Here is a 26987-nt window from a genome sequence, read left to right as displayed (position 1 = left end):
GATACTCATGTCCCTTTTCAACGGACCGAGTCCGCCCCTCACCCCGCGTCCGGTATCGGCAGCGGCCGCTTCTCGATCGCCGCCGCCATCACCTCCGGGAACAGATCGGGGGTGCAGGCGAACGCCGGGGCGCCCAGCGCGGCCAGCGCCGCCGCGTGCTCCCTGTCGTACGCGGGCGCTCCCTCGTCGGACAGGGCGAGCAGCGTCACGAACTGCACGCCCGACGCCTTCATCGCCGCCACCCGCTTGAGCATCCCGTCGCGTATTCCCCCTTCGTAGAGGTCGCTGATCAGCACGACCACCGTCTCCGCGGGCCGGGTGATCCGCGACTGGCAGTACGCCAGGGCCCGGTTGATGTCCGTGCCGCCGCCGAGCTGGGTGCCGAAGAGCACGTCGACGGGGTCGTCGAGCCGGTCGGTGAGGTCGACGACCGCCGTGTCGAAGACGACGAGCCGGGTGTCGATCGACCGCATGGACGCCAGCACCGCCCCGAACACCGACGCGTACACGACGGACGCCGCCATCGACCCGGACTGGTCGACGCAGAGGACGACCTCCTTCCGCACCGTCCGCGAGGCGCGCCCGTAGCCGACGAGCCGCTCGGGCACGACCGTCCGGTACTCCGGGAGGTAGTGCTTGAGATTGGCGGCGATCGTGCGGTTCCAGTCGATGTCGTGGTGGCGGGGCCGGCTGACGCGGGCGCTGCGGTCGAGGGCGCCGGTGAGAGTGGCCCGGGTGCGGGTGGCGAGCCGCTTCTCCAGGTCCTCGACGACCTTGCGGACGACCGCCCGTGCCGTCTCCTTCGTCGTCTCCGGCATCGCCTTGTTGAGCGACAGCAGCGTGCCGACGAGGTGGACGTCGGCCTCGACCGCCTCCAGCATCTCCGGTTCCAGCAGGAGCGTGGCGAGGCCGAGCCGGTCGATGGCGTCGCGCTGCATGACCTGGACGACCGAGGAGGGGAAGTAGGTCCGGATGTCCCCGAGCCAGCGCGCCACCGAGGGCGCCGACGCCCCGAGACCCGCCGAACGCTCCCCGCCCGCCCGCGGCTTGTCCCCCTTTCCGTAGAGCGCGGTGAGCGTCCCGTCCATCGCGGCGTCCCGCCCGGACAGCGCGCACCCGGTCCCGTCGGCCGTGTCCCCGCCGAGCACCAGCCGCCAGCGCCGCAGCCGCTCCTGCGCCGGATCGGTCGTCGCGCCCGCCTCGCCCTGTCGTTGTGTGTCCGTCATCCCGTCACCCCCGCGAGCCCGTCACGCGCTCCCTCGTCGTCCTCGTCCTGTCCCAGCAGCAGCCGCACCACCGGCAGCACGGCGTCCGCCCGCTCGGTGTCGAACTCGGGCGCGAAGCCCGGTGCGCCGGAACCGGCGGTCGCCGCGCGTCCGCGTGCCCCCGGCCCGCGCCGGACGAGTTCGCCGAGGGTGCGCCGCACGCCCGGTTCGTACGCCGAGAACGTCCGCCGCAGCAGCGGCAGTACGTCCGTGAACGCCTCCGCCGGTACGCCCGTCAGCCACGCGTCGACCAGTCCGAGCAGCCGCTCGTCGTGGACCAGGAGCAGCCCTCCCCCGGAGCCGCCGACGAAGCCCTCGATCCACGCGGCCGCGTCCGCCGGGGGTGTGCCCGGCGACAGCACGAGCCCCATGAGCCGGGCCGCCTCGTCCTGTGCCAGCTCCCCGTCGTCCAGCAGCAGCCGCACGGACCGCCCGCGTATGACGCCGGACACCGTGTCGCGTGCGGACAGGGTGCGCAGCACCGACTGCCAGCGGGCGCGCAGGCTCCCGTGGCCCGGGGCGGGTGCGTCGCCGAGGAGGCCCACCGCGCCGTGCACCGCGTCGACATGGCCCCGCATCTCCTCGGCGGCGTCCGCGTCGAGTGCGGCGCAGGCCGGAGGGAGTCCGACGAAGACCCGCTCGGCGAGACCGGCGGCGACCTCGGCCAGCGCCGCGGTGTCGGTGCCGCGCACATCGCCGTAGCGCAGTGAGCGGGCCAGGGCGGGCAGGGCCTGCGCGAGATGACCGACGTCCGTGTCGAGGGCCGCGCGGTCGGCGAGGACCCGCATCACCGTGGGCAGTGCCTCGGACAGCCCGGCCGGCAGGCAGTGCTCGGCGAGCGCGGTGACCTCGGCGAGGCTCCGCGCGCCGACGGCGTCCGCCTCCGCCTTGGCGGTCGCGGCGGCGAGTACGGTCGTCCCCCACACCCCGGCCTCGGCGACCCGCACGGACAGCTCCGGCTCCCAGCGCAGCCGCCAGGTCTCCCGGAAGGTCCCCGTGCTTCCGCGTGAGACGGCCGGCTCCCCCCAGCCGACGCCGAGCAGCCGCAGCCGGTGCAGCAGTCCGCTGCGCGCCGCGTCGGTCTCCTTGCGCAGGTCGAGCTCCAGCTCCCGCTCCGCCGCCTCCGGCTTCAGCCGCAGCCGCCGCTGGGTTCGCTCGAGGTCCCGCTGCAACGGCACGGCGGGCGCCGTCGGCGGCACCTCCCCCAGCACGTCGCCGACGACCAGCCGGTCGTGCACCAGCGCCAGCGGCACGTCGGAGCCCTCGCACATCACCGCCCGTACCGCGTCGGTCGTCTCGCCCAGACCGGGCAGCGGGCGTCCGCGCATCGCCGCGAGGGTCTCCGCCAGCCGTACGGCCTCGATGACGTGGGCGGAGGAGACGATCCGGTCCTCGGCCCGCAGCAGCCCGGCCACCTTGGTCAGCCACCGCTCGACCGGCCGGTCCGGGGCGCCGAACAGGTGCCCGTACCAGCCCGGCGAGTCGATGCCCGCGCCGTAGCCGCTCGCCCGGGAGAGTCTGCGGTTGGTCCAGGGCACCCAGGTCATGTCCGTCTTCACCTTGGGCAGCCCCTTCAGCAGGGCGCGGTCGGCGGCGACGGCGGCCTTCCGGCGCAGCGCCGGAACGTGCCAGGCCCCGCACACCACGGCCACGCCGTCCTCGAACTCGCGCTGTGCCGCCCTGACCTGGAGCCGCATGTACGCCTCGCGCACCAGGTCCCTCTCGTGTCCCCCGCTTCCGTACTCCTCCCGCAGCGCGGTCATGGCCTCCTCGAGCGCGGTGAACGGCGCGACCGCGTCCCCCTTGCCCACGCCCCGGTGCTCGACGACGTCCTCCCACCACCGCTCGGCGTCGTCGTACCCGGCGGCCTCGGCGAGCACCCTCAGCGGATCGACCCGCACCTCGGCCTCCGGCGTGGTGTCCTCACCCTCCGCTCCGGACGGCTCGGCCCCCGCACCCGAGTCGCCCTCCCCGTCCCTCTCCCAGGCCAGGGTGTGCGTCGCCGGCAGGTCGATGAAGCGGGCCGGGACTCCGTGCTCCAGGGCCCAGCGGATCGCGACCCATTCCGGGGAGAACCCGGCCAGCGGCCAGAAGGCCGAGCGGCCGGGCTCGTCCACGGCGTGGGCGAGCAGGGCGACCGGCGGCCGCATCCCCTCCTCGGCGGCCAAGGGGATCAGCGGGTCCGCCTCGGGCGGGCCCTCGATCAGCACGACACCCGGCCGGGCCTCCTCCAGCGCGGCCCGCACCGCCCGCGCCGACCCCGGCCCGTGATGCCGTACGCCGAGCAGCAGCGGTCCCCCGGCCCCCGCCTTCCCGTCGTTCATGCACTGACCTCCCGGCAGGCCCGGTAGAAGTCCTTCCAGCCGTCGCGCTCGCGGACCACGGTCTCCAGGTACTCCTGCCAGACGACCCGGTCCGCGGCCGGGTCGCGGACGACCGCGCCGAGGATGCCCGCGGCGACGTCCCCCGCCCGCAGCACGCCGTCGCCGAAGTGGGCGGCCAGCGCCAGTCCGTTGGTGACGACGGAGATCGCCTCGGCGGTCGACAGCGTGCCGCTGGGCGACTTGAGCTTCGTCCTGCCGTCGGCGGTGACCCCGTCGCGCAGCTCGCGGAAGACGGTGACGACACGGCGGATCTCGTCGATGCCGTCGGGCACGGCCGGCAGGTCGAGGGAGCGGCCGATCTGGTCGACCCGGCGCGAGACGATGTCGACCTCCGCCTCCGGTGTCTCCGGCAGCGGCAGCACCACGGTGTTGAAGCGGCGGCGCAGTGCGCTGGACAGCTCGTTGACCCCGCGGTCGCGGTCGTTGGCCGTGGCGATCAGGTTGAAGCCGCGGACCGCCTGCACCTCCTGGCCCAGCTCCGGTATCGGCAGCGTCTTCTCCGACAGGATCGTGATCAGCGTGTCCTGGACGTCGGCCGGGATGCGGGTCAGCTCCTCGACCCGGGCCGTCATGCCCTCCGCCATGGCCCGCATCACCGGGCTGGGCACGAGGGCGTCGCGGCTGGGGCCGTGGGCGAGCAGCCGGGCGTAGTTCCAGCCGTAGCGGATGGCCTCCTCCGGCGTGCCGGCCGTGCCCTGCACCAGCAGGGTGGAGTCACCGCTGACGGCGGCGGCCAGATGCTCGGACACCCAGGTCTTGGCGGTGCCGGGCACGCCGAGCAGGAGCAGGGCGCGATCGGTGGCGAGCGTGGTCACCGCGACCTCGACGATGCGGCGCGGGCCGACGTACTTGGGCGTGATCACCGTGCCGTCCGGCAGCGTGCCGCCGAGCAGATAGGTCGCGACGGCCCACGGGGACAGCCGCCAGCGGGCGGGGCGGGGCCGGTCGTCCTGGGCGGCCAGCGCCGCGAGTTCGGCGGCGAAGGCGTCCTCGGCGTGCGGCCGCAGCGTCTGCGCGGGTGGGGTGTTCGCGGGCGCGGCGCCGTTCCGCGTCGGGTCGACGGGCGTCGGTTCAGCGGACACAGTCATGGCGGAGTCCCCCTCCAGCTCGGCCGGTTCGGATCTGTCACCAACCGTGCACCACACCACTGACAATCGCTCCGACCTGCACCATCGCGCCGACCGGGCCGATTGTCAGTGCCGGGATCTACTTTCGAAGGCATGAATCGGCAGGGGGTGCGCTGGACGGCGGACCAGGTGCTGGCACTGGCGCCTGACGCCGCGTCACGCAAAGCGGGAAGCAAACTCGGCACGGCCGGTCCGTGGTCCGAGGCCGGCAGTTCGGGCGAGGGGACGGTGTGGGGGCAGTGCAGGGGCAGTGGGAGCACTCCGTACCGGACGGTCGTCGACGTCGCGGACGCCTCCGGGCCCGCGTACAAGTGCAGTTGCCCGAGCCGCAAGTTCCCGTGCAAGCACGCGCTCGGTCTGCTGCTGCTCTGGGCCGCCGGGGACGGGGCGGTGCCGCGGGGAACCGCGCCGGAGTGGGCCGAGCAGTGGGTCGCGGACCGGCGCTCGCGCGCGGAGCGGAGGGGTGACCCGGACGGCTCGGGCTCCCCGCCGGGAGCGGCCGACCCGGAGGCGGCGCGGCGCAGGGCGGAGCGCCGGGCCGAACGGGTCACCGCGGGCGCGGCGGAGCTGGAGCAGCGGCTGACGGACCTGCTCCGCGGCGGCCTGGTGTCGGCCGAGCAGTCGGGGTACGGCCTGTGGGAGGAGACCGCGGCCCGCATGGTCGACGCCCAGGCGCCGGGGCTGGCCGCCCGGGTGCGGGAGCTGGGGGCGCTCCCGGGCACCGGGCCGGGCTGGCCGGTGCGGCTGCTGGAGGAGTGCGCGCTGCTCCACCTCCTGGGCCGGGGCTGGCTGCGTCGCGAGCGGCTGCCGGAGGGCCTGGCCGCGACGGTCCGGTCCCGTGTCGGCCTGCCCGCTTCGGCGGACGGCCCGCCGGTGCGGGACCGCTGGCTGGTCCTGGCCCAGTACGACACGGCCGACAGCCGTCTCACCACCCGCCGCGTCTGGCTGTACGGCACGGACTCGGGGCGTACGGCGCTGCTCCTCTCCTACGGTGCGGCGGGCCGTGCCCCGGAGCTCGCGCTGCCGGTGGGGCTGGCCCTGGACGCGGAGCTGTCCGCCTATCCGGGCGCGGGACAGCCCCGGGCGGCCCTGGGAGAGCGGTTCTCCGCACCCGCGCCCACGGCCGTGCGGCCGACGGGGACGACCACGGCCCGGGCGGTGGCCCGCTACGGCGAGGCACTGCGCGACGACCCCTGGCTGGACTCGGTCCCGGTGACGCTGGAGCGGGTGATACCGACTCCGGACGGTGACGGCTGGCAGCTGGCGGACGCCGACGGGGACACGGCCCTGCCGCTCACCCCGGCCGCGCTGTCCCGCCCCGGTCTGTGGCGTCTGGTCGCCCTGTCGGGCGGCGCCCCGGTCAGGGTCTTCGGCGAGTGCGGCCACCAGGGATTCACCCCATTGGCGGCATGGCCGGAGGGCCCCGGTGAGGCGGTGCCGCTGTGCTGAGCGACGTGCCGGCCCCCAGCCCCGTCCGCCCCGTGGGCCCCAGGAATCTTTCGGGCATCACTGGACACTCGGTGCGCGTGAGTCTTCGACCGCACCGGCACGCCCGTCGGAAAGGAAGCTCATGAGCAGGACGACCACCGCCGTGGACGCGTCCCTCCCGGACGGATGGGAGGAGCTGGTGACCACGGCCCTGCTGGGCACGGACCGGCGTACACTGGCGGGCTCCGCGCCCGGGCCGGACGCGCCGTCGGCGCTGCTGGACGCGGCGGCCGTGGCGACCGTGCGGCGACGCGCCGGGCTGCGGCCCGCGCGGGCCGCGGAGCGCCCGCCGTCTGCGCCGGAGGACCCTCGCCCTCCCCTGCCGTCCGCCGCCGCGCGCCGGCTCGCGATGCTGCTCGCCGACCGCCCCGGCACCTCCGGCGGCGGCCGCCGGGGCACGGCCCCGGACCTGATGGAGCTGCTGCCGCAGTGGCTGGCGGCGGCGAACGCCGGCGGATTCGCGGCGCCCCCCGCGGCGCTGCCCGCCCTGCTGGACGCCGCGCGGGGACGGACGGACCTGCGTCCCGCGGCACTGCGGTTCGCCGGGCCCCGCGCCCTCTGGCTGGCCCGGCTCAACCCGGACTGGCGGTTCGCCCTGCGTTCCACCCCGGGCGGCGGCACGTCCGCGCCCGGCCTCCACGACCCGGAGGGCATACGGCGGCTCTGGCAGGAGGGCCTGTTCGCCGAGCGGGTGGCCCTGCTCGCCGCGCTGCGCTCCCGGGAGCCGGCCGCCGCGCGCGAGCTCCTCACGGAGACCTGGGCGACGGAGCGGGCGGAGGACCGGCTGATGTTCCTGGACTCGCTGCGCACCGGACTCGGTCCGGACGACGAGCCCTTCCTGGAGCAGGCCCTCGCCGACCGCAGCCGCAACGTACGGGCGACGGCGGCGGAGCTGCTGTCGGCGCTGCCCGCGTCGGCGCTGGCGCGGCGGATGGCGGTCAGGGCCGGGGCGTGTGTGGCCGTCGACCACACCCGGGACGTACCGACGATCGCCGTCGAGGCGCCGCACGAGTGCGACGCGGACATGGAGCGCGACGGCGTGGTGGCCAAGGCCCCCGCCGGCCGGGGCGAACGTTCGTGGTGGCTCGGGCAGTTGGTGGAGGCGGCGCCACTCGGCGGCTGGTCACGGCGGCTCGGCGGGCGTACGCCCCAGGAGATCGTGGCGCTGCCGGTGGCGGACGACTGGCAGGGCGAGCTGCACGCCGCCTGGTGCCGGGCGGCGGTGCGGCAGCGCGACGCGGCATGGTCCCGGGCGCTGCTCGGTGAGCCGTCCGCGCCGGAGGCGGGCGGTCCGGGGGCGGTGTCCCTGGCCGAACGCGCCAAGCTGCTCGGCACCCTTGACGCCGCCGAACGGGCGGAGTGGGTGGCCGGGTTCATCGAGACGCACGGCCTGTCCGAGGCGTTCCAGTTGCTCGGGGTGTGCGCGGTGCCCTGGGCGGCGCCGGTCGGACGGGCCGTGGTCGACGCGCTCAACATCGCGCGGGACGCAGGGAGTTATCCATGGAGTTTCAGCGGAGTCATGGGACTGGCCGAACGCTGCCTGGACCCGTCCGAGGCCGGCCGTCTCGACGCGCTCCTGGCGATACCGGACGAGCCGGAGAACGCGTCACCCGGCGCCGGCGGCTACTGGTCGGAAGCCTTCCAACGCCTGGTAACCACCCTCCACCTACGCGCAACAATGCTGAAAGAACTAACCCCCTGACCGCCCCCGCGGACAGCCCTGCCGCGCTCTCCGCGGCCAGCTGTCTGCCGCTCTCCGCGGGCAGTCGTGCCGCTGGGGCGGCACGGGTGGGCGCGACGGCACCCCGCAAGCGCCGGGCAGCGCGACCCGCCCCCGGCCGACCCCAACCCCGGGGCGCCAAGACCGCGCCCCCGGCCAAACGGCACCCGGCGCTGCCTCAAACCCCCCGCGCCCTACGCCTCCGCAGGCTGACGCACGTTCGCCCGCACCCACTCCACGATCGACGCCGTGGTCGCCCCCGGCGTGAAGATCTCCGCCACACCCTTCTCCTTCAGCGGAGCGATGTCCGCCTCGGGAATGATCCCGCCCCCGAAGACCAGGATGTCCGCAGCCTCCCGCTGCTCCAGCAGCTCGATCACCGCCGCGAAGAGCGTGTTGTGCGCCCCGGAGAGGATGGACAGACCGATCGCGTCGGCGTCCTCCTGGATCGCGGTGTCGACGATCTGCTCGGGGGTCTGGTGAAGCCCGGTGTAGATCACCTCCATACCGGCATCGCGCAACGCCCGCGCGATCACCTTGGCCCCGCGATCGTGGCCGTCGAGCCCCGGCTTGGCCACCACCACGCGGATCGGACCGGCTGCCACACCCATCACTGCCTCCATGAAGCGACTACATCCATCCGTACCGACAAGTACCGCACACATCCGTCATGCCGTACACATCGCTCGGGATCCCCTGCCCGAACCGGCCGGGGAAGTGAACGAACGTTATCTCCAGCATCCCGCAACCGGCAGTTTCACGGTGCACAGCGAGGGGCAAATCACACGGTGGGACACGTTCACCGCGCAGCGTTCCCGGGCTCCGCGCCCCACGCACCCCGTGCCCGTGCGCCACTCGGGCAACGGTGGGAACATGCGCATAAGGGATTCGCACCGAGGTCGCCGTACCACCGCGCCCCCTCGACACGTCATACGCGCGCACCGTCGACCGCTCTCGTAGCGATTTCCCATGAGGGCACACGGGGGACAGGGCTGTCCCTCCGCGTGCCGACAGGAGGTCGGCCATGAAGGTCACCGAGGCAGCTCTTCCGTTCCTGCCGCTCTGCCGGCGTCTTCTGCCGACCCGGCTGGCGGATCTCTCCCTGGCCCTGCTGAAGGCGACCGCGCTGGAGCTGGCGATCCTGGCGGGTCACCTCCTGCTCTATCCCGCCGGCATCATCCAGGAGCGGCGGGGCACCAGTCCGGCGCTGCCCCCGCCGGACGGCACGGCGAAGCTGCCGACGGAGGCCAAGCCCCCGGTCGTCCTGCTGCACGGCTTCATCGACAACCGGTCGGTCTTCGTCCTGTTGCGCCGCAGCCTCGCCCAGCACGGCAGGCAGCAGGTCGAGTCGCTCAACTACTCGCCGCTGACCTGCGACATCCGCATCGCGGCCGAACTGCTCGGCCGACACATCGAGCAGGTGTGCGAACGTACGGGCAGCCGTCGGGTCGACGTGGTCGGGCACAGCCTCGGCGGGCTCATCGCGCGGTACTACGTCCAGCGGCTGGGGGGCGACACCCGCGTGCGGACGCTGGTCACGCTCGGCACCCCGCACTCCGGCACCCGTGTCGCGCCGCTGGCGAACGCACACCCCATCGTGCGCCAGATGCGCCCCGGCTCACCGGTGCTCGAGGAGCTCACCCAGCCGGCGCCGGGCTGCCGTACGCACTTCGTCGCGTTCTGGAGCGACCTCGACCACATCATGGACCCGCTGGAGTCGGCGTGCATCGAGCACCCCGACCTGACGTCCGTGAACGTACGGGTGAGCGGCGTCGGCCATCTCGCGCTGCCCGTGCACCCGGCCGTGGCGACCGGCATACGCCAGGCCCTGGACACGGCGCTCCCCGGAGAGCCGGCCGCCGGCCGCCCGGGCGGCCTGACCGTGGCCTGACGGCCGCAAACGGGGCGGCCACCCGGAGACGGCGGCGGCGCGACACGCCCGGCGCCGGTGCCACGTGACAACCGAAGGGGGCATATACCCCTCGACGGAAACCGAACAACAACGGTCCGGGACAGCCGACTTACCGCCGTCGACCCACTCACGATCTCGAACAGACTTCGAACAAAGAGCCAAGACCGCGCCCGCCGTCCGCCAAAAGACGACTGATTGCCCGTTTCCTGCGCGCGTGAAACCTGAGGAAGATTGTCGTGCCCGCGTACCGCCGGGTACAGTCGCCGCACTGCTCTGGCAGCCCCTGTTGTCGAGGCGAAAGAGAAGTTGGTGAACGACCGTCACCCGTCGGGGACCATGGCCCCGGCTCCGGCTTCCGATGCCGACTCGGCGCCCTACGCGTCGTACGGCTCCCAGGAAGCCCAGTACGGAGACTTCACCACGTACGGCGGCTACGACGCCACCGGTTTCTCCGCGACCCACTTCGGGACCGGCGCCCACACCACCGGGAGCTTCGCCGCCGACCCCCTCTTCGGCGACCTCCCGGGCAGCGGACACGACACCGGCGGACACGACACCGGCGGCTACGACACCGCGCACTGGACCACGGGCGGCCACGACACCGGGCAGTACGACGCGTACGCCGTCCAGCAGCCGTCCGCGTACGACACCGGCGGCTACGACGCGACCGCCTGGACCACCGGTCAGCATCCGATGACGATGATCCCGCCGCAGGCCACCTCCCCGGAGGCGAGCGGCCAGTGGGACTCCGGTGAGTGGCTCCAGCCCGACCAGGCCGGAAACCCCGCCGCCCTCACCCAACAGTGGGACTGGGGCACACAGACCTTCGACAGCGGCGTCTACGACGCCACGCAGTGGAACTCCGACGGCGGCGAGGCGGCCGCCCAGGAGCCCGCGGCCGACGCCTACGCGCCGCAGACCGAGTCGTTCGAGTCCTTCGACCAGGAGTCCCCCGCGGACCCCGAGGCCGACGGGCCCGCCGACACCGGTGAGATGCCCGCGGTGTCCCTGCTCGACGAGCAGGAGGAGTCCCTTCCGGTCCCGGCGCCGCGGGCGGCCTCACGCTCCGGTTCCCGGTCCCGCCGCCGTACGCCCGCCAAGCGCTCCGCGCTGCTGACGGTGGCCGTGCCCTCGGCGTGCGTGATGGGCGTCGCCGGTATCGCCGCGGCCTCGGTCGGCGGCCTGACCGACGACGGCGGCCAGGACACCACGACGACCGCCGCGGACGCCCAGCCGGTGAAACCGTCCGCCGCCAACATCAAGCTGGACACCCAGCTCGAAAGCCTCGCCGCCGGCGCCGACGACTTCGCCGACCGGGCCAGCCGCACCCAGGAGCGCATCGACCTCAAGGCACAGCAGGAGGCCGAGCGCAGGCGGGCGGCGGAGGAGGCGGCCCGCAAGGAGCGGCTGCGTCCGAAGTTCGCGCTCCCCGTCGCACAGCACGGACTCAGCGCCTACTACGGCCAGTCCGGCATCAACTGGATGTCCGTCCACACCGGCATCGACTTCCCCGTCTCGTACGGTGCGCCGGTGATGGCCGCGACCGACGGCACGGTGCGCACGCAGTACAACTCCGCCTACGGCAACATGATGATCGTGACGGCGAAGGACGGCACGGAGACGTGGTACTGCCACCTCTCCAGCTACCAGATCCCCTCCGGCTCGACCGTGAAGGCCGGCGACCGGATCGCGTTCTCCGGGAACTCGGGCAACTCGACCGGCCCGCACCTGCACTTCGAGGTCCGCCCGGGCGGCGGCTCGGCGATCGACCCGCTCGCCTGGTTCCGCAGCCACGGCCTCGACCCGTCGTAGGAGCCGGAGGCCCCGTAGGACCGTCCCCCCGACGGGTCGCGGCCCGCCGCTACAGCTTCTCCACCGGCGCGTACCGCAGCAGCAGCCGCTTGGGCTTGGTCTCCCCGAAGTCGATAGTCGCCTCCGCGTTCGCCCCCGTGCCCTTCACGGCGACCACGGTGCCGAGCCCGAACTGGTCGTGCGTGACCCGGTCCCCGACCGCCAGCGACACCACGGGCTTCTCCGATGTCCGCCGGGTGGCGAAGCCGGACGCTCCCGAAGCCGACGAGCGGGAGCGGGACGACGACAGCGAGGCCGCCACCCCCGACACCGGGCCGGAGGACACGGGCCCGCTCGCCCCCGTCCGCTTCCACTCCAGGTGGGCGGCCGGGATCTCCTCCAGGAACCGCGAGGGCGGGTTGTAGGAGGGCTGCCCCCACGCGCTGCGCAGCGTCGAGCGGGTCAGGTACAGCCGCTCCCGCGCACGCGTGATGCCGACGTACGCCAGGCGCCGCTCCTCCTCCAGTTCCTTGGTCTGGCCGAGGGCGCGCATGTGCGGGAAGACGCCGTCCTCCATGCCGGTGAGGAAGACGACCGGGAACTCCAGTCCCTTGGCGGTGTGCAGGGTCATCAGGGTGATGACGCCGGAGCCGTCCTCGTCCTCGTCGGGGATCTGGTCGGAGTCGGCGACCAGGGCGACCTGCTCCAGGAAGTCGGACAGCGCGACCGACTCGCCCTCCCCGCGCTCCTGCTCGAACTCCAGGGCGACAGCGGCGAGTTCCTGGAGGTTCTCGATCCGGGTCTCGTCCTGCGGATCGGTGGAGGCCTGCAACTCGGCGAGGTAGCCGGTGCGTTCGAGGATCGCCTCCAGCACCGTGGCCGGGCCCGCCCCGGAATCCACGACCGTACGGAGGTCCTCCATCAGCGTGTTGAACCGCTTCACCGCGTTCGATGACCGCGCGGCCATGCCGTACGCCTCGTCGACGCGCTTCAGCGCCTGCGGGAAGCTGATCTTCTCGCGCTGTGCGAGGGCGTCGATCATGGCCTCCGCGCGGTCGCCGATGCCCCGCTTGGGGACGTTGAGGATGCGGCGCAGCGGCACCGAGTCCTCGGGGTTGGCGAGCACCCGCAGATAGGCCAGGACGTCCCGGACCTCCTTGCGCTCGTAGAAGCGGACGCCGCCGACGACCTTGTAGGGCAGGCCGACGCGGATGAAGATCTCCTCGAAGACACGGGACTGGGCGTTGGTGCGGTAGAAGACGGCGACGTCGCCCGCCTTGGCCTCCCCCGCGTCCGTGAGGCGGTCTATCTCGTCGGCGACGAACTGCGCCTCGTCGTGCTCGGTGTCGGCGACGTACCCGGTGATCCGGGCGCCCGAGCCGGCGTTGGTCCACAGGTTCTTCGGCCGGCGCGACTCGTTGCGCTCGATGACGGCGTTGGCGGCGCTCAGGATGGTCTGCGTGGAGCGGTAGTTCTGCTCCAGCAGGATCGTCGTCGCGTCCGGGTAGTCCTCCTCGAACTGGAGGATGTTGCGGATCGTCGCGCCGCGGAAGGCGTAGATCGACTGGTCGGCGTCGCCCACGACGCACAGCTCTGCGGGCGGGACCTCGGCCTCCGGCGGTACGTCGACCGGGTGCTCGGAGGTGCCGACGAGCTCGCGGACCAGGGCGTACTGGGCGTGGTTGGTGTCCTGGTACTCGTCGACCAGGACGTGGCGGAAGCGGCGGCGGTAGTGCTCGGCCACGTCCGGGAAGGCGCGGAGCAGATTGACCGTCGTCATGATCAGGTCGTCGAAGTCGAGGGCGTTCGCCTCGCGCAGCCGGGACTGGTACAGCGCGTAGGCCTGGGCGAGGGTCTTCTCGAAGCCGTCGCCCGCCTGGGCCGCGAAGTCCTCCTCGTCGATCAGCTCGTTCTTCAGATTGCTGATCTTGGCGCTGAAGGACTTCGGCGGGAAGCGCTTGGGGTCGAGGTCGAGGTCGCGGCAGACCAGGGCCATCAGCCGCTTGGAGTCGGCGGCGTCGTAGATCGAGAACGACGACGTGAAGCCGAGCTTCTTGCTCTCGCGGCGCAGGATGCGCACGCACGCGCTGTGGAACGTCATGACCCACATGGCGTTGGCACGCGGGCCGACGAGCTGCTCGACGCGCTCCTTCATCTCGCCCGCGGCCTTGTTGGTGAAGGTGATCGCGAGGATCTGGCCCGGGTGGACGTGCCGCTCGGCCAGCAGATGGGCGATGCGGTGGGTGAGCACGCGGGTCTTGCCGGAGCCGGCGCCGGCCACGATGAGCAGCGGGGAGCCGGAGTGCACGACGGCGGCGCGCTGGTTGTCGTTGAGCCCTTCCAGCAGCGCGGCGGAGTCGATCACCGGGCGCGGGGCGCCGTCGCGGTAGTAGGCGTCCCTCTCCGGCGGCACGTCGAACTTCCCGCCGAACAGGTCGTCCGGAATCTGCTCCGGTACGTGCTCGTCCTCGGGCGGTGGCGGGGGCTCGTCCGAGGGGCCCCGCTGGGCCTGGAGGTCCGCCAGGAAGCTGTCGTCAAAGAGGCTGCTCATCGCTCTCCGAGTCTAGGGCGCCGCACCGACAACCCGGGGCCACCCCGGGAACATCCCTGGTTTCCGGCCGTCGGGCCGGAACGCACACCCGCCGGCACCGCACCCGCACCCTGAGTGACCGGACGCACAAGGTCACGAAAATGTATCGGGCATATCACCCATCAACCTTCACAGGCGCCACACCAGTTGGCTACGGTGCGGGCGGGCCGTACGACCCCCACCGGCGAACCCCGCCGGGCCGCGCGGCCCCCGCCGAGTCCGTCACTGCCCGCCGTGGCAGCCGGAGCCGGGGACCCACCGAGACCTTGGGGTGAATCGGCCCACTCCTTCGTGGAGCGGCCGTAGGGCAACCCTTCCGAAGCACCACCCGCCCGAACCCGACAGCTAACCCGGTAGGCGGAGCACTGGAAGGAGTCGCCTCCCTTGGCGTCGCACCGCAAGTCGCGCACCCCCGGCCCGCGCGTGGCAGGCATACGGACCCCGGCCCTCGCCACCGCCGCCCTGACCTCCGTGGCGCTGCTGTCCCAGACGGCCAACGCCGCCCCCTCGGACGACAGGCCGAGCCTGGAGGAGGTGGAGAAGAAGGTCGACGACCTGTACCGCCAGGCGGAGTCGGCGACCGAGAAGTACAACGCGGCCAAGGAGAAGACCGCGAAGCAGCGCACGCGCGTCGACACCCTCCTCGACGACGTGGCCAAGCGCACGCAGCGGCTCAACGAGGCGCGGGAGGAGCTGGGTTCCTTCGCCGCCGCCCAGTACCGGACCGGTGCCGGCGTCCCCGACACGGCGACCTTCCTGCTCGCGGACACGCCGCAGGACATCTTCGACCAGCGCCAGGTGATGGACCGGATGACCGGCCGCCAGAAGCAGGCGGTCGACGACTACGTCACACAGCAGTCCCAGACGATGAAGAAGCGCCAGGAGGCCACCAAGAGCCTCGAGACGCTCACCGAGTCACAGGGCGACCTGAAGACGGCCAAGGCCACCGTCCAGAAGAAGCTCGCCGACGCGCGCGAGCTGATGTCGAAGCTGACCGCCGAGGAGAAGGCGCGGCTGGCGGCGATCGAGAAGAAGAAGCAGGAGGAGGCCGCCCGCAAGGCCGCCGAGCTCGCCCGGCAGCAGGCGGAGCAGCAGGCCGAGGAGGAGGCCGCCCAGCAGGAGGCGGCCCAGCAGGACAGCGGCACCTCGGGCTCGTCCGAGTCCTCCGGCTCGACCACCTCCCCGTCGACGTCGACCGACTCCTCGTACGCCGCCAAGGCCGAGAAGGCCCTCGCCTTCGCCCGCGCGCAGATCGGCAAGCCGTACGTCTGGGGCGCCACCGGCCCCGGCTCCTACGACTGCTCCGGCCTCACCCAGGCCGCCTGGAAGGCCGCCGGCGTCACCATCCCGCGCACCACCTACGACCAGGTCGACGCGGGCACGACGGTCCCCGTCTCCCAGGCCCAGCCCGGTGACCTGGTCTTCTTCTACGACGACATCACCCACGTGGGCATCTACATCGGCAACGGGATGATGATCCACGCCCCGAAGCCCGGTACGTACGTCCGCGAGGAGTCGATCTACTACGACGGCGAGTCCTCGATCCACAGCATCGTGCGCCCGGCCTGATCGTCACCGGGCGCCGGAGGTGGACAGGGGTCAGGTCCAGAGCACGGCGATGAAGACGTTCGCCGTGGTCAGCAGCCCGACGAGGCCGAACATGCCCTTGTCCACCTTCTCCTCGTCCCGCTTCACATAGACCAGGCCGAGGATCACGATCAGCAGCGCCAGCTTCACGCCGATCTTGATGTTGTCGACGGAGTAGTCCTGCGCCTGGTTGAGGCCGACCAGCACCACACCGGTGACCAGCATCGTCAGCGCGCCGTGCAGCATCGCGGGGACGAACCGGGCGGTGCCCTGGCCCATCGCCTTGATCTGGGTGAGGAAGCCGCCGAGGAGCGAGGCGATACCGATGATGTGCAGACCGACGAAGAGGTGGATGAGTACGTCCATGGGGCCGGAGCCTAACCATCCCCACCCCATAGCAGTCCGCCGCCCTCACCTCCCCGCCCTTCCCCACATCGGTCATCACACAGAGTGAAGGCGACGAAGCCGGGACCGGATCGCGGTCACTTACGGTCACCCGTCGGTCCGGTCGCGCCAGTTCCGCACAACCCGTTACCGGGGCGGCGCGGCCGGGCCTAGCGTCCTCCCCCAGGTGACCGGCTCTCCACCGCCGCCCGGACCAGGGGCGGCAGCCGGCCACCACCGCCGAGAAAGGTCCGGCGGCGGACGGCTCCCCCTGTGCACCCCCCGCCGCCGGACCGACGGACGGGGGTCCGCTCCCGGCGGTCGTCGGAAAGGAGCAGGAGTCCAGGTGGCAGCGCACCGCAGGACCCGGCAGCGCGTGACGGGCGGCACCAGGGCCCGCACGGCCGCCGCCATCGCCCTCGCCGGCGCGGCCACCGCGACCGGCCTCGACGGGACGGGACACGCCGAACCGCAGCCGACACCGGGCCGGGTGAAGGCCGACGTGGACCGGCTCCACCGGGAGGCGGAGGTCGCCACCGAGAAGTACAACGGCGCGAAGGAGAAGGCCGACTCGGCGCAGCGGCGGCTGCGCGACCTCCAGGACGAGGCGGCCCGCCGGAAGGACCGGCTCAACTCCGCGCGAGCCGCCCTGGGTTCGGTCGCGGCGGCGCAGTACCGCGGCGCCGGCCTGGACCCCGCCCTTCAGCTCGTCCTCTCCGAGGACCCCGACGGCTATCTGGAGGGCGCCGCGCTGGCCGAGCGGGCGGGCAGTCGCCAGAACGCGGCCGTGGGGCGCGTGCGCGAACAGCTCCGGGAGATCGAGCGGTTGCGCGGTGCCGCACGCGTCGAGGTGGCCTCGCTGACGTCCCGCAGGGCCGAGCTGAAGCGGCACCGGAAGACGGTCGACGCCAAGCTGACCGAGGCCCGCCGCCTGCTGTCCCGGCTGACACCGGAGCAGCGCGCGGGACTCACCCCCGGCTCCTCGACCGCCCCGACCCCCACCACCGCCAAGGCCCCCGGCCCTCGCGCGGCGGCCGCCGTCTCCTACGCCCACCAGAAGCTCGGCAGCCCCTACGTCTGGGGCGCGACCGGCCCCGACGCCTTCGACTGCTCGGGCCTCGTCCAGGCCGCGTACCGCTCCGCCGGAGTCGCCCTCCCCCGCACGACCTACGCCCAGATCGACGCCGGCCGCCGTATCCCCCGCTCCGAACTCCTCCCCGGCGACCTGGTCTTCTTCTACTCCGGCATCAGCCACGTCGGCATCTACGTCGGCGACGGCCGAATGATCCACGCCCCGAACCCCTCGGCCCCGGTACGGGTGGCCCCCATCGACGAGATGCCCTTCGCGGGCGCGACGCGCGTGACCTAAGTACGCGCGTACGTGACGAAGGCGACCCAGGCACCTCCGGTGACGGCGAACCGGGGGCCCTGAGGGCCGAGCTTCGAGTCCCGGACGTGGATGGTGTGGGGGCAGGCGGCCACTTCGACGCAGGCAGCGTCCTCGAAGTCACTGTGGCTGGACTTGCGCCAGTCCAGGGCTACTTCGAGGCAGTTGCTGCCTTCGCTGTCGCTGTAGCTGGACTTGAACCACGTCAAGCGCTCACTCACTGCCTCTCAGCCACCCCTCTGATGAACTCGGCAGACTCCTCAACACTGAGAGCGTGCATGCGGATCATGCCATGCTTACGCGACAACTCACTGACCTTGCCAGGGCTGACGTACAGCGCACTCGTCCCCTGCCCCTCGGCAAAGGCATAGAGCTCGTGCTCCTCCGTCTCCAGCAGGACGATCGGGCCGCTGAGCGCAACCCCTCCGCACCGACCGAACGGCAAGATCTGAATCGACACGTTGCGAAGCTGACCAACTTCGGTCAGATGACGCAACTGGCGACGCATGACGTCCTCTCCACCTACACCAGTACGTAGCGCAGCTTCGTAGATGAGGAAGCCATACATCACGCCAACCTTGCGCCTCAGCGCCTCAGCCCTGCGCAACCTGGCGGCAACGCGCTCGTTCACCGTCTCGTCGTCCAACGGTGGACAGCCACCCCCGATCAGCGCCTGTGCGTACTCCTCGGTCTGCAACAAGCCGGGGATGAGCAGCGGCTCGTAACAGGAAAAGCTGATGGCCTCGGCCTCGATGGCCATGAACTCCTTCGATCGTGCCGGGAACGGCTCCGGCTTCAGGTACTCCTGAGCCGCGACCAGCTTCCCGCCCGCCCCGCACAGTTGATCCGCGATCTGCAACAACCGCAGCGTGGGCCGACGGCGGCCGTTCTCCATCGACTTGACGTACTCGTAGTCGTACCCGGCCTCTTTTGCCAGCGACTCCCGGCCGACCCCGGCCTCCGCACGCCACAACTTGATCTGGCTGCCGCAGTACCGCCACGCGATCGGCGGCTGGGAGTTCACCTCGGTCGCCATAGACACCCCCGCAGGTCCCCGCAGGGTACAACCACTCGCTGTACCCGGTCCGTTACTCGTGAGGCTACGCACGAACCGAGACGGTGATCCCGCCAACCGCGAAACATCAACGCAAGGGATGACCCGCACATGCAGACCCCGTTGCCGCAGCCACTGCCTACGGCCGCCCCGAAGGACATCGAGTGGCGACTCCCCCGTCACGCACGCAGCGTCGGCCGGGCACGCACCCTGTTCCGCGAACAGGCGGCCATCTGGGAGCTGCCGCAGGACGTGACGGACACGGCGGAACTCCTCCTCAGCGAGCTGATGACCAACGCGTACCGCCACGCGAAGGCCCCCGCCGGGCGTGAGATCCGGGCCCGCTGCGTCCTCGCGGACGACCGCCTCCGCATCACGGTCACGGACGCCAACGACACGCTGCCGACCCCGGCCACGGCTTCCCCGGACGACGAGTCGGGCCGTGGCCTCGCGCTGGTGGCAACGTTGGCCGAGCAGTGGGGCGTGCGGAAGAGAGAGTGCGGCATCGGCAAGGAAGTCTGGTTCGAACTGACCCTCTCCGCCCCGTCGTAGCCGCGGTCACACCAGCCGGCGTGCCGTCGCCCAGCGGGTCAGTTCGTGGCGGTTGGAGAGCTGGAGTTTGCGCAGGACCGCCGAGACGTGGGACTCGACCGTCTTGACCGAGATGAACAGCTGCTTGGCGATCTCCTTGTAGGCGTAGCCGCGGGCGATCAGCCGCAGGACCTCCCGCTCGCGCTGGGTGAGGCGGTCGAGGTCCTCGTCGACCGGCGGGGCGTCGGTCGAGGCGAAGGCGTCCAGGACGAAGCCGGCCAGACGGGGCGAGAAGACCGCGTCGCCCTCCTGGACCCGGAAGATCGAGTCGACGAGGTCGGTCCCGGTGATCGTCTTGGTGACGTACCCGCGGGCGCCACCCCGGATCACGCCGATCACGTCCTCCGCCGCGTCGGACACGGACAGGGCGAGGAAACGGACCGGCTGCTCGGTGTCGCTCATCAACGGGGCACAACGGCGCAGCACTTCGACGCCGCCGCCACCGGGCAGGTGCACATCGAGCAGGACCACCTCGGGCCGGGTCGCGGTGATGACCGTGACCGCCTGGTCGACGTCGGCGGCCTCGCCGACCACCTCGACGCCCGTCTGCTCGGTCTGCCCGATCTCGGCCTGGACGCCGGTGCGGAACATGCGGTGGTCATCGACGAGGACGACGCGCACCCGCCGGCCGCTGCCACCGGCCGCCTCCGCCGGTCCCGCCGTTCCGTTCGCCTCGGTCGGCTCGCTCATGACGTCTTCTCCGCCCTCTCCATCTCCAGCTCGACCTCCGTGCCGCCGTCCGGCACCGCGCGCAGCCGCGCCGTGCCGCCGTTGCGCTCCATGCGGCCGATGATCGATTCTCTGACGCCCATGCGGTCGGCGGGTATCGAGTCCAGGTCGAAGCCGGGGCCGCGGTCCCGGACGGACACGAAGACCGTCTTCCCCTCGACTTCGGCGTAGACCTGCACCGCGCCTCCCTCGCCACCGTACTTGGCGGCATTGACCATCGCTTCGCGCGCGGCCTGCATCTGCGCGCCTATTCTCTCGTCGAGCGGGCAGTCGCCGACGACCACGACCTCGATGGGGACGCCGTGCTTGTCCTCGACCTCGGCGGCATTGCGCTTCACGGCCTCGGCCAGGGTGGTGGGTTCGTCGTCCTCGTCCTTGCCGTTGCCCTCCGGTTTGTAGAGCCAGGCGCGCAGGTCGCGCTCCTGGGCACGGGCCAGGCGGCGCACCTCGCCCGCGTTGTCGGCGTTGCGCTGGATCAGGGTGAGCGTGTGCAACACCGAGTCGTGGACATGGGCGGCGACCTCCGCGCGCTCCTGGGCCCGGATGCGCATCAGGCGCTCCTCGGAGAGGTCCTGGGTCATCCGCACGAGATAGGGGCCGGCGAGCAGCGTTATGCCGACGAGGACCGCGAGGGCGGCCTGGAGGACCGAGCCGAGGTGGCTGCCGGAGCCCCGCAGGACGAAGATGCCCGAGGCGCCCGCCGTCACGAGCAGCACACCGGCCACGGCCCGCAGCAGCGTGACCGTGCGGCGGCGCCGGCCGACCTCCATCCAGCGGGCCCGGCGGGCGTTGTCCGCCTGCCGCCAGACCAGGGCGACGCCCGCGCCGACCAGCACGGTCGGCCAGAGGTAGGCCCTGGCACCGTTGCTCAGGTTCACACTGCCCACGAAGATCATGGCCACCACGACCATGAGGAGCAGGGCGACGAGCTGGCCCTTGTCCGGTTTCCGGGTGACGAGTCTGCGCCGGCCGTCCGGCGAGGTCTCCGTCGTCACCAGGGAGGGCGGCTTCTGCGCGTCCACACCGCCGACGCCCAGCGGGACGAAGAACCAGAACGCGGCGTACAGCAGCGCGCCGAGACCGTCGGCCGTGAACAGACCGACGAAGACGAGACGTACCCAGATCACGGGCAGCCCGAGGTGTCCGGCGAGACCCCGCGCCACGCCCCCGAGCCAGCGTCCGTCACTGCTGCGGTAGAGCTTGCGCGGCGGCCGCGGCTCGGTGACTGGCGCTGCTGCGGCTTCCGACATGCCACTGATGGTCACACGCCCGGAGTACCGGAGCATCAGGGTCGGCCCCGGAGACTCCCCTGATCTCCGTGGCCGGGGTCCGTCGAACACTCCCCCGGCCCCACTCGGGGGCCGATATCAGGGTCCGGCCAGGGTCATTCCGACTGCCGCCGCGGCGGCTCGCCCGTCACCATGGACCCATGACCGATCACCAGCACGCCGCGACGGGTCCGGGCCCCGGCTCCGGCCCGGGAGGAGCGACCGCCGTGCCACCGGAGCCGTCCGAGGAGAGCGGACGGCTCCGGCGCGACCGTCGACACCAGATGCTCGGCGGGGTGTGCTCGGGGCTCGGCCGGCAGTGCGACATGGACCCGGTGATCTTCCGGATCACGCTCGCGGTGCTGTCCGCCACCGGCGGCATCGGCCTCATCTTCTACGGCTTCGCCTGGCTCTTCGTCCCGTACGAGGACGAGGAGGAGAACGAGATCCGCAGGCTGCTGACCGGCCGGGTCGACGGCCACACCCTGACGGCCGTGCTGTTCGCGCTGGTCGGCTGCGGCGTCTTCCTCACCATGCTCAGCAACGACGGCGTGCTGAGCTTCGCCGTCATACTGTCCCTGCTGCTCGCCGGGGCCGGCTACTGGTCGCGGCGGCGCGGCGCCCCCAGCCCCGACGACCACATAGCCGCCCAGGCCGTGGCCGACGCCCCGCCGGAGCCCCAGGCACCGCCGGCTCCGTCCGCGTTCCCCTCGTGGTGGCGCGACCCCATCGTCAAGGACGGCACGCACGTCGGCGGCACCGGCTATCTGTGGGGCCCCCGGGACGCCCGTGACCCGGACATCTCCGCCGCCGTCACCATCGGCCGCGGCCTCCACTCCGGCGCCCGCGACACCGCGTACGCGACGCGCCCCCGCCCGCCGCGGCCGCGCGGCCCCCGTGGCATCGGCGGCCGGATATTCCTGCTGGCCCTGCTCGCGGGCGGCCTCGGCACCGGGCTGACGTGGCAGGACCACCCGCTCGGCACGAGCCTCCAGGCCGGTCTCGCCTGCGCGCTCGGCGTCTTCGGCATCGGCGTGGCCGTGAGCGCGTTCCTCGGCCGCACCGGGGCGGGTTCGATCATCCTGGCGGTCATCACGGCGGGCCTGCTCGCCGGTTCGGCCGCCGTGCCGAAGGACATCGGCACCGACTGGAGACGGACGACCTGGGAGCCCACCTCGGTCGCACAGATACGCCCGAGCTACGACCTGGGGGCCGGCGAAGGCGTCCTGGACCTGTCCGCGATACGCGTCCCCGAGGGCCGCACCGTCTCGACGCGGGCCGATGTGGGCCTGGGCCGGATCCATGTGATCGTGCCCAGGGATGTGACCGTGAGGCTGAGCATCGACGTGGGAGTGGGCGACATCCAGTTGCCGGGCGACGAACAGAAGGACGTGGACGTGGCACCGGGCAAGCACAAGGAGGTGACCCTGGAGCCGCCGGCCGGCGCCGGGGGCGCGGGCACGCTCGACCTCGAGCTCCAGGTCGGCGCGGGACAGGCGGAGGTGAGCCGTGCTGCGTCATGAGTTCCAGCCGGGCCGGCTGATCGCCGGGTTCTTCCTCACCCTCGCCGCGGTGATCTACGGCGGTGACGCGGGCGGTGCCTGGGAGACGCCGTGGTTCGTGATGATCCCCGTCGTCACGGGCGGACTCTGCCTGGCCGGCGCGGTGGGTTCCCTGAGGGGGCTCGTCCGCCGCCGACGCAGGTCGGTGCCCGGGGAGTCCGGCGCGGGGACGGCGCCCTGAGGCTGCCCGGGGGCGCTACCGGTAGCTCCCGGTCCGCTGACGCCGTGACCGGAGAAGGGCGTCCACGGACAGCAGTGGAGCGCCCGCCAGCACCAGCGGGATCCAGCCCATGAGGTACGGGAGGTCATTGCCGTAGTAGTAGGGGTCGGCGGCCCAGCTCACGGTCAGCCACAGGCTGAGGGAGATCAGCGCGCCGCCGAGAGCGGCGAGGCGGGTGAGCAGTCCTAGGAGGGTGCCGATGCCGACGGCCAGCTCTCCGAAGGCGATGGCGTAGCCGAAGGCGACGGGGCTCTCCAGGGCCATGTCGACCAGGGCGGGGATGGCGGAGGAGTCGCGGACGCCGCGCATCATGTCGCCGATCGAGCCGGCGCCGGCGTCCTTCATGAACGCGCTGTCGGTGAGTTTGTCGAGGCCGGCGTAGATGAAGGTGATCCCGAGGAAGATGCGCAGGGGGACGAGGGCGAAGCGGGTTGCGGTGTCCCGCCAACCGCCTCCGTCGCCGTTGAAGTGGGGGGAGTACGTGTCCGCGCGCATACCGTGAGTCATCGCTGTCTGCCGCCTCTCACCGCCGTGCCGCCTCAATAGTCATACGTACAGCAAACGCTCCCGGCTCAACCCTGGGGACGGTGTTTTTCTTTCGAACGTGCGGGACTGTGTGGTCACGGGGCCGTGCGCATTGCGGGTGCTCCGCGTTGTATGTGGGCCGGGTGGGCTCAGGCGGCCCGTGCCGTACAAGGTGCCCCGCGTTGGTGCCGACCGGGGGTGGGTCGCCCGGCCCGGCGCTTGCCGGGTGCCGTCGCGCCCACCCGTGCCGCCCCAGCGGCACGACTGCCCGCGGAGAGCGGGACGTAGTGGCCGCGCCCCAGGCGGCGGATTGCCGCGTGCGGCGCGGAGGGGACGGGGCGGGGGTGGCCGCCCGCAGTGGCTGGCGCGTCCGCGCCCCGCACCTCTCCAAGTGACTCAATCGCGCCAGTCCGAGGACGGACACCTCCGGTCCGGCCCCGACCCACCCACCGCCCGTGGGCGTCAGCCCAGCAAGCCCTCGACGGCCTACTCCGTCACGTCGATCGTGTAGCGGTTCGTCTCCGCGCCCGCCGCTGTGACGACCTGTACCTCCACCCGGCCCGGTTCCACCTCCGCCGGCACCGGCACCGTCAGCAGCGCGTCCGTCGGGTTGTCGAAGCCGCCCTGCACCGGAACCAACGGCACATGCACATTCACCGGCCCCACCCGCACCACCATCCGCGACAACCGGTCCGCCCCCTGCGCCCCCACCGGCACGAACCCGGCCCCCCGGATCTCGATGTCGTCCCCGGTCCGGATCGGCGCGTCCAGATCGCCGGCCTCCCGCGCCCGCACCACCGAGAGGATCACCGGCCGCCCGCCCTCCGCGTACTTCCCCGCGAGATACGTCGCCGCCGACACCAGCACCACCACCGCCAGCCCCCACGGCAGATCCGGCAACTGGTCCGGCCGCCGCGCCAGCCGCACCGCCGCGAACGCCAGGGCGACACCGCTGATCACCACGTACTGGATGTCGGCGAAGCTCCCCCGCCCGGCATCGTCGGTCAGCAGGTCCGCCGCCCTGGGCCGGTAGGCGCGTACCTTCTGGAGCCGCTGCCCCAGCACCCGCAGCCCGACCACCCGCCGCACCAGCACGGCGATCCCGCACACCACGGCCAGCACGGTCACCACACCGGCCCCGCGGGCGAGTTCCAGCCCCTCGATCAGCGCGTCCCGCTCCCGGCTCCCGGAGGCGGCCGCCAGCTGCCCCACCAGGACGAGCACCGCGAACGCCAGCAACAGCACCCAGGCGGCCGCGACCGCACGGGACGTGGAGAGGCGGTTGTCCTCCCCGATCACCGGCGCCAACGCGCCACCACGGGCCCGGTGGAACCACGACGCCGCGGTCAGCGCCCCGGCCACCACCACCGCGGCCAGCAGCCCGGCGGTGCGCGCGGCGGTCCACCCCGCGCCGATCGCCGTGAGCGCCTGTCCCAGGAGGAGCAGTACGACTCCCGCCCACACCACCACGGCGGTCCGCCGCCACAGCCGCACCAGCCAGGCCGCGCCCTCGGCCCGCCCCCGTTCGGCCACGGCCTCCGCGGCCTGGGTCAGTTCCTCCGACACCCACTGCCGGGAGGCGGACGCCGAGTGGGCCACCGCGGCCGGCAGCCCCTGTCCGGCCGCGAACTCGTCCCGCTTCAGCAGGAACGCGGCGACCGCCCGCCGATGCCCCTCACGCACGCCGTGCGGACAGTCCCCGCAGGTGCAGCCGCCCTCGTGGGCGCCCATGTCCGGGCCACCCTGCCTCGCCTCCTGCACCGCCACGCCCGAAGCCCGCCTTCCGCGCCGTCACAACCACGAATTTCGACCACGATCACTGCCACCGACCACCACGCAACTCCCGCGTGACGACGACGAATTGTGCCTTACCCCACCCACCCTCCGTCCGGCAGGCCCGGCCCGGACGAGTGAACTTCGAGGCATCCGATTGACGAGACGAGCCGTCCTAGCTCAGCAGATCCGGCTCGCTGCGGCTGATGTCCTGCCACATCGGCTGGTAGTTGATCCACGCCACCAGGTCCCCGCCCAGCTGCTCCCGCGTGGCCACCGCCTGCCGGTGGTCGATGAGGACGGGCCGGCCCGCCGCCTTAGCGGTGAGCTGCACCTGGCAGGACCGCTCCATCGTCACGAACCACCAGGCCGCCGCGTCCACCGAGTCCCCCACGGTGAGCAGCCCGTGGTTGCGCAGCACCAGCGCCTTGTGGGAGCCGAGCACACCGGCGATCCGCCGCCCCTCCTCGGCGTCGACGGTGACGCCGCTGTACGCGTCGTAGAGGGCGTGGTCCTCGTAGAACGCGCAGCTCTCCTGGGTGATCGGGTCCAGCAGCTCACCGAGGGCGGCGAGCGCCCGCCCGTGCACCGAGTGGCAGTGGGCGACGGCGACGACGTCGGGCCGGGCCGCGTGCACCTGGGCGTGCACGGTGAACGCGGCCTGGTTGACGTGGTGGCCGCCCTCGACGACCTGGCCGTCCCGGTTGGCGAGCACGAGGTCGCTGACGGTGACGTGCCGGAAGGGCATCCCGAACGGGTTGACCCAGAAGCAGTCGCTGAACTCCGGGTCGCGTGCGGTGATGTGCCCGGAGACACCGTCCTCGAAGCCGAGCCGCCCGAAGAGCCGCAGGGCGCCCGCGAGCCGTTCCTTGCGGTGCCGGCGCTCGTCCTCGACCGACTCGTGCATGGGCGGCATGGCGAACCGCAGTTTGTCGGTGGGCAGCGGCAGGGGCGGCGTGGGCCCGTGCATGAGTCCTCCCGCGGGGGGTGTGCGTACGTGGCGGAAGTTACCGGCGGGACGCCCCGTACGACAGCTCTCTTCCGTAAAGATGCGGTACGGGCCTCGCTGCTCCATCCGGAGGACACCGCGGATACCCGACACAGGATGTCCGGTATCGCCGCCACACTCGGGTCCATGGATACGAACTGGGAGGCCTTCACCACCGCCGAACCCGACCTCGCGAAGACCGTGGAGCAGCGCTTCGCCGCGTACACCCACCACGTCCTCGCGACCCTGCGCAGGGACGGCTCACCCCGCACCACCGGTCTGGAGGTCCGCTTCCTGAACGGCGAGCTGTGGCTCGGCATGATGCCGGACTCGCTCAAGGCGCTCGACCTGCGCCGCGACCCGCGCTTCGCGCTCCAGGCGAACCCGGGCGGCGGAACGGGCATGGGCGGCGGGGACGTCCGCGTCAGCGGCCGGGCGGTCGAGATCGCGGACGACGACACGGAGACCCGGGCACGGTACGCGGAAGAGGTGGAACCGCCGGAGCCGTTCCACCTCTTCCGCACCGAGCTGACGGAGGTCGTACGGACCTTCGTCGAGGACGAGAAGTACCTCGTCGTTCAGGTCTGGAAGCCCGGAGAGCCGGTGCGCACCCTCAAACGGACCTGAGCCCCTTCAGAACCG

At 72.5% G+C, this 26987-nt stretch carries 23 protein-coding genes and 1 riboswitch; of the genes, 10 read left to right on the top strand and 13 right to left on the bottom strand.

Annotated elements, in window-relative coordinates; translation table 11 throughout:
* Positions 1-38: 38 nt before the first annotated feature.
* The 3 genes from ACZ470_RS05610 to ACZ470_RS05600 are packed head-to-tail and all read right to left on the bottom strand — an operon-like array spanning position 39 to position 4737.
* Entirely contained in the window at positions 39-1226 is a 1188-nt protein-coding gene (locus ACZ470_RS05610) for a VWA domain-containing protein (protein WP_468424672.1), read from the bottom strand.
* Positions 1223-3589, bottom strand: coding sequence for a DUF5682 family protein (locus tag ACZ470_RS05605; protein ID WP_468424670.1), 2367 nt, complete (start codon positions 3587-3589; stop codon positions 1223-1225). Before ACZ470_RS05605 ends, ACZ470_RS05610 begins: the two co-directional genes overlap by 4 nt.
* Positions 3586-4737 (bottom strand): ATP-binding protein, encoded by a 1152-nt coding sequence (locus ACZ470_RS05600; protein ID WP_468424668.1) that lies wholly within the window; start codon positions 4735-4737, stop codon positions 3586-3588. Before ACZ470_RS05600 ends, ACZ470_RS05605 begins: the two co-directional genes overlap by 4 nt.
* 132 nt (positions 4738-4869) lie before the next feature.
* On the opposite strand from ACZ470_RS05600, the gene ACZ470_RS05595 reads away from it, so the two are divergent.
* Complete coding sequence (locus tag ACZ470_RS05595) at positions 4870-6225, top strand: SWIM zinc finger family protein (RefSeq protein WP_468424666.1); 1356 nt, start codon at positions 4870-4872, stop codon at positions 6223-6225.
* A gap of 121 nt (positions 6226-6346) precedes the next feature.
* A complete protein-coding gene (locus ACZ470_RS05590) occupies positions 6347-7966 on the top strand; it encodes a DUF5691 domain-containing protein (RefSeq protein WP_468424664.1) in 1620 nt (539 codons plus the stop codon).
* A 212-nt stretch (positions 7967-8178) separates the two neighbouring features.
* Here ACZ470_RS05590 and ACZ470_RS05585 read toward each other — a convergent pair whose 3' ends face one another.
* The gene (locus ACZ470_RS05585) at positions 8179-8595 is read right to left on the bottom strand and encodes a cobalamin B12-binding domain-containing protein (RefSeq protein WP_468424662.1); all 417 of its coding nucleotides are present in this window, start codon (positions 8593-8595) and stop codon (positions 8179-8181) included.
* Between the two features lie 413 nt (positions 8596-9008).
* Between ACZ470_RS05585 and ACZ470_RS05580 the strand changes: the two genes are divergently transcribed.
* Entirely contained in the window at positions 9009-9875 is an 867-nt protein-coding gene (locus ACZ470_RS05580) for an esterase/lipase family protein (protein ID WP_468424660.1), read from the top strand.
* 357 nt (positions 9876-10232) lie between these two features.
* Positions 10233-11708 (top strand): M23 family metallopeptidase, encoded by a 1476-nt coding sequence (locus ACZ470_RS05575; RefSeq protein WP_468425187.1) that lies wholly within the window; start codon positions 10233-10235, stop codon positions 11706-11708.
* 49 nt (positions 11709-11757) lie between these two features.
* Here the strand turns inward: ACZ470_RS05575 and pcrA are convergent, their stop codons facing one another.
* Positions 11758-14238 carry a DNA helicase PcrA gene (gene pcrA, locus ACZ470_RS05570; RefSeq protein WP_468424658.1) on the bottom strand — a complete coding sequence of 827 codons (2481 nt, stop codon included), beginning with the start codon at positions 14236-14238 and terminating at the stop codon, positions 11758-11760.
* Between the two features lie 259 nt (positions 14239-14497).
* Positions 14498-14654: riboswitch (cyclic di-AMP (ydaO/yuaA leader) on the top strand.
* 7 nt (positions 14655-14661) lie between these two features.
* On the opposite strand from pcrA, the gene ACZ470_RS05565 reads away from it, so the two are divergent.
* Positions 14662-15846, top strand: coding sequence for a C40 family peptidase (locus ACZ470_RS05565; RefSeq protein ID WP_468424656.1), 1185 nt, complete (start codon positions 14662-14664; stop codon positions 15844-15846).
* Positions 15847-15876: 30 nt separating this feature from the next.
* Here ACZ470_RS05565 and ACZ470_RS05560 read toward each other — a convergent pair whose 3' ends face one another.
* Positions 15877-16230: a hypothetical protein gene (locus ACZ470_RS05560; protein ID WP_468424654.1), complete on the bottom strand. Its 354-nt coding sequence runs from the start codon at positions 16228-16230 to the stop codon at positions 15877-15879.
* 364 nt (positions 16231-16594) lie between these two features.
* Between ACZ470_RS05560 and ACZ470_RS05555 the strand changes: the two genes are divergently transcribed.
* Positions 16595-17617 (top strand): C40 family peptidase, encoded by a 1023-nt coding sequence (locus ACZ470_RS05555; protein ID WP_468424652.1) that lies wholly within the window; start codon positions 16595-16597, stop codon positions 17615-17617.
* On the opposite strand, the gene ACZ470_RS05550 is transcribed toward ACZ470_RS05555, so the two are convergent.
* Both ACZ470_RS05550 and ACZ470_RS05545 read right to left on the bottom strand, forming a co-directional pair.
* On the bottom strand, positions 17614-17856 hold the full coding sequence (locus tag ACZ470_RS05550; protein ID WP_468424650.1) for a DUF397 domain-containing protein: 243 nt from the start codon (positions 17854-17856) through the stop codon (positions 17614-17616). The two genes, ACZ470_RS05555 and ACZ470_RS05550, sit on opposite strands and share 4 nt — an antisense overlap.
* Positions 17853-18671: a helix-turn-helix domain-containing protein gene (locus tag ACZ470_RS05545; protein ID WP_468424648.1), complete on the bottom strand. Its 819-nt coding sequence runs from the start codon at positions 18669-18671 to the stop codon at positions 17853-17855. The genes ACZ470_RS05550 and ACZ470_RS05545 overlap by 4 nt, the downstream gene beginning before the upstream one ends.
* 129 nt (positions 18672-18800) lie before the next feature.
* On the opposite strand from ACZ470_RS05545, the gene ACZ470_RS05540 reads away from it, so the two are divergent.
* A complete protein-coding gene (locus ACZ470_RS05540) occupies positions 18801-19241 on the top strand; it encodes an ATP-binding protein (protein ID WP_468424646.1) in 441 nt (146 codons plus the stop codon).
* Between the two features lie 6 nt (positions 19242-19247).
* On the opposite strand, the gene ACZ470_RS05535 is transcribed toward ACZ470_RS05540, so the two are convergent.
* Both ACZ470_RS05535 and ACZ470_RS05530 read right to left on the bottom strand, forming a co-directional pair.
* Entirely contained in the window at positions 19248-19970 is a 723-nt protein-coding gene (locus tag ACZ470_RS05535) for a LuxR C-terminal-related transcriptional regulator (RefSeq protein ID WP_468424644.1), read from the bottom strand.
* A complete protein-coding gene (locus ACZ470_RS05530) occupies positions 19967-21259 on the bottom strand; it encodes a PspC domain-containing protein (protein WP_468424642.1) in 1293 nt (430 codons plus the stop codon). Before ACZ470_RS05530 ends, ACZ470_RS05535 begins: the two co-directional genes overlap by 4 nt.
* Positions 21260-21438: 179 nt before the next feature.
* Here ACZ470_RS05530 and ACZ470_RS05525 point away from each other — a divergent pair, with 179 nt between their 5' ends.
* Positions 21439-22800 (top strand): PspC domain-containing protein, encoded by a 1362-nt coding sequence (locus ACZ470_RS05525; protein ID WP_468424641.1) that lies wholly within the window; start codon positions 21439-21441, stop codon positions 22798-22800.
* Positions 22787-23020, top strand: a complete 234-nt coding sequence (locus ACZ470_RS05520) for a hypothetical protein (RefSeq protein ID WP_468424639.1) — start codon at positions 22787-22789, stop codon at positions 23018-23020. The genes ACZ470_RS05525 and ACZ470_RS05520 overlap by 14 nt, the downstream gene beginning before the upstream one ends.
* Positions 23021-23035: 15 nt before the next feature.
* On the opposite strand, the gene ACZ470_RS05515 is transcribed toward ACZ470_RS05520, so the two are convergent.
* The 3 genes from ACZ470_RS05515 to ACZ470_RS05505 form a co-directional block, all read right to left on the bottom strand.
* The gene (locus ACZ470_RS05515; RefSeq protein ID WP_468424638.1) at positions 23036-23566 is read right to left on the bottom strand and encodes a DoxX family membrane protein; all 531 of its coding nucleotides are present in this window, start codon (positions 23564-23566) and stop codon (positions 23036-23038) included.
* Positions 23567-24070: 504 nt separating this feature from the next.
* On the bottom strand, positions 24071-25351 hold the full coding sequence (locus tag ACZ470_RS05510; RefSeq protein WP_468424637.1) for a hypothetical protein: 1281 nt from the start codon (positions 25349-25351) through the stop codon (positions 24071-24073).
* Between the two features lie 181 nt (positions 25352-25532).
* Positions 25533-26327 (bottom strand): class II aldolase/adducin family protein, encoded by a 795-nt coding sequence (locus ACZ470_RS05505; protein ID WP_468424636.1) that lies wholly within the window; start codon positions 26325-26327, stop codon positions 25533-25535.
* Positions 26328-26492: 165 nt separating this feature from the next.
* On the opposite strand from ACZ470_RS05505, the gene ACZ470_RS05500 reads away from it, so the two are divergent.
* Positions 26493-26972, top strand: a complete 480-nt coding sequence (locus tag ACZ470_RS05500) for a pyridoxamine 5'-phosphate oxidase family protein (RefSeq protein WP_468424634.1) — start codon at positions 26493-26495, stop codon at positions 26970-26972.
* Positions 26973-26987: the final 15 nt, after the last annotated feature.

The organism is Streptomyces sp. NPDC031111, assembly GCF_055570675.1.
Note: the sequence above shows the minus strand (reverse complement) of the source record. Positions and strands in the feature narration are given on the sequence as shown.

Coding starts and splice junctions, on each gene's coding strand:
- ACZ470_RS05610 (WP_468424672.1), bottom strand. CDS start 1,226: ATGACGGACACACAACGACAGGGCGAGGCGGGCGCGACGACCGATCCG.
- ACZ470_RS05605 (WP_468424670.1), bottom strand. CDS start 3,589: ATGAACGACGGGAAGGCGGGGGCCGGGGGACCGCTGCTGCTCGGCGTA.
- ACZ470_RS05600 (WP_468424668.1), bottom strand. CDS start 4,737: ATGACTGTGTCCGCTGAACCGACGCCCGTCGACCCGACGCGGAACGGC.
- ACZ470_RS05595 (WP_468424666.1), top strand. CDS start 4,870: ATGAATCGGCAGGGGGTGCGCTGGACGGCGGACCAGGTGCTGGCACTG.
- ACZ470_RS05590 (WP_468424664.1), top strand. CDS start 6,347: ATGAGCAGGACGACCACCGCCGTGGACGCGTCCCTCCCGGACGGATGG.
- ACZ470_RS05585 (WP_468424662.1), bottom strand. CDS start 8,595: ATGGGTGTGGCAGCCGGTCCGATCCGCGTGGTGGTGGCCAAGCCGGGG.
- ACZ470_RS05580 (WP_468424660.1), top strand. CDS start 9,009: ATGAAGGTCACCGAGGCAGCTCTTCCGTTCCTGCCGCTCTGCCGGCGT.
- ACZ470_RS05575 (WP_468425187.1), top strand. CDS start 10,233: ATGGCCCCGGCTCCGGCTTCCGATGCCGACTCGGCGCCCTACGCGTCG.
- pcrA (WP_468424658.1), bottom strand. CDS start 14,238: ATGAGCAGCCTCTTTGACGACAGCTTCCTGGCGGACCTCCAGGCCCAG.
- ACZ470_RS05560 (WP_468424654.1), bottom strand. CDS start 16,230: ATGGACGTACTCATCCACCTCTTCGTCGGTCTGCACATCATCGGTATC.
- ACZ470_RS05545 (WP_468424648.1), bottom strand. CDS start 18,671: ATGGCGACCGAGGTGAACTCCCAGCCGCCGATCGCGTGGCGGTACTGC.
- ACZ470_RS05540 (WP_468424646.1), top strand. CDS start 18,801: ATGCAGACCCCGTTGCCGCAGCCACTGCCTACGGCCGCCCCGAAGGAC.
- ACZ470_RS05535 (WP_468424644.1), bottom strand. CDS start 19,970: ATGAGCGAGCCGACCGAGGCGAACGGAACGGCGGGACCGGCGGAGGCG.
- ACZ470_RS05530 (WP_468424642.1), bottom strand. CDS start 21,259: ATGTCGGAAGCCGCAGCAGCGCCAGTCACCGAGCCGCGGCCGCCGCGC.
- ACZ470_RS05525 (WP_468424641.1), top strand. CDS start 21,439: ATGACCGATCACCAGCACGCCGCGACGGGTCCGGGCCCCGGCTCCGGC.
- ACZ470_RS05515 (WP_468424638.1), bottom strand. CDS start 23,566: ATGACTCACGGTATGCGCGCGGACACGTACTCCCCCCACTTCAACGGC.
- ACZ470_RS05505 (WP_468424636.1), bottom strand. CDS start 26,327: ATGCACGGGCCCACGCCGCCCCTGCCGCTGCCCACCGACAAACTGCGG.
- ACZ470_RS05500 (WP_468424634.1), top strand. CDS start 26,493: ATGGATACGAACTGGGAGGCCTTCACCACCGCCGAACCCGACCTCGCG.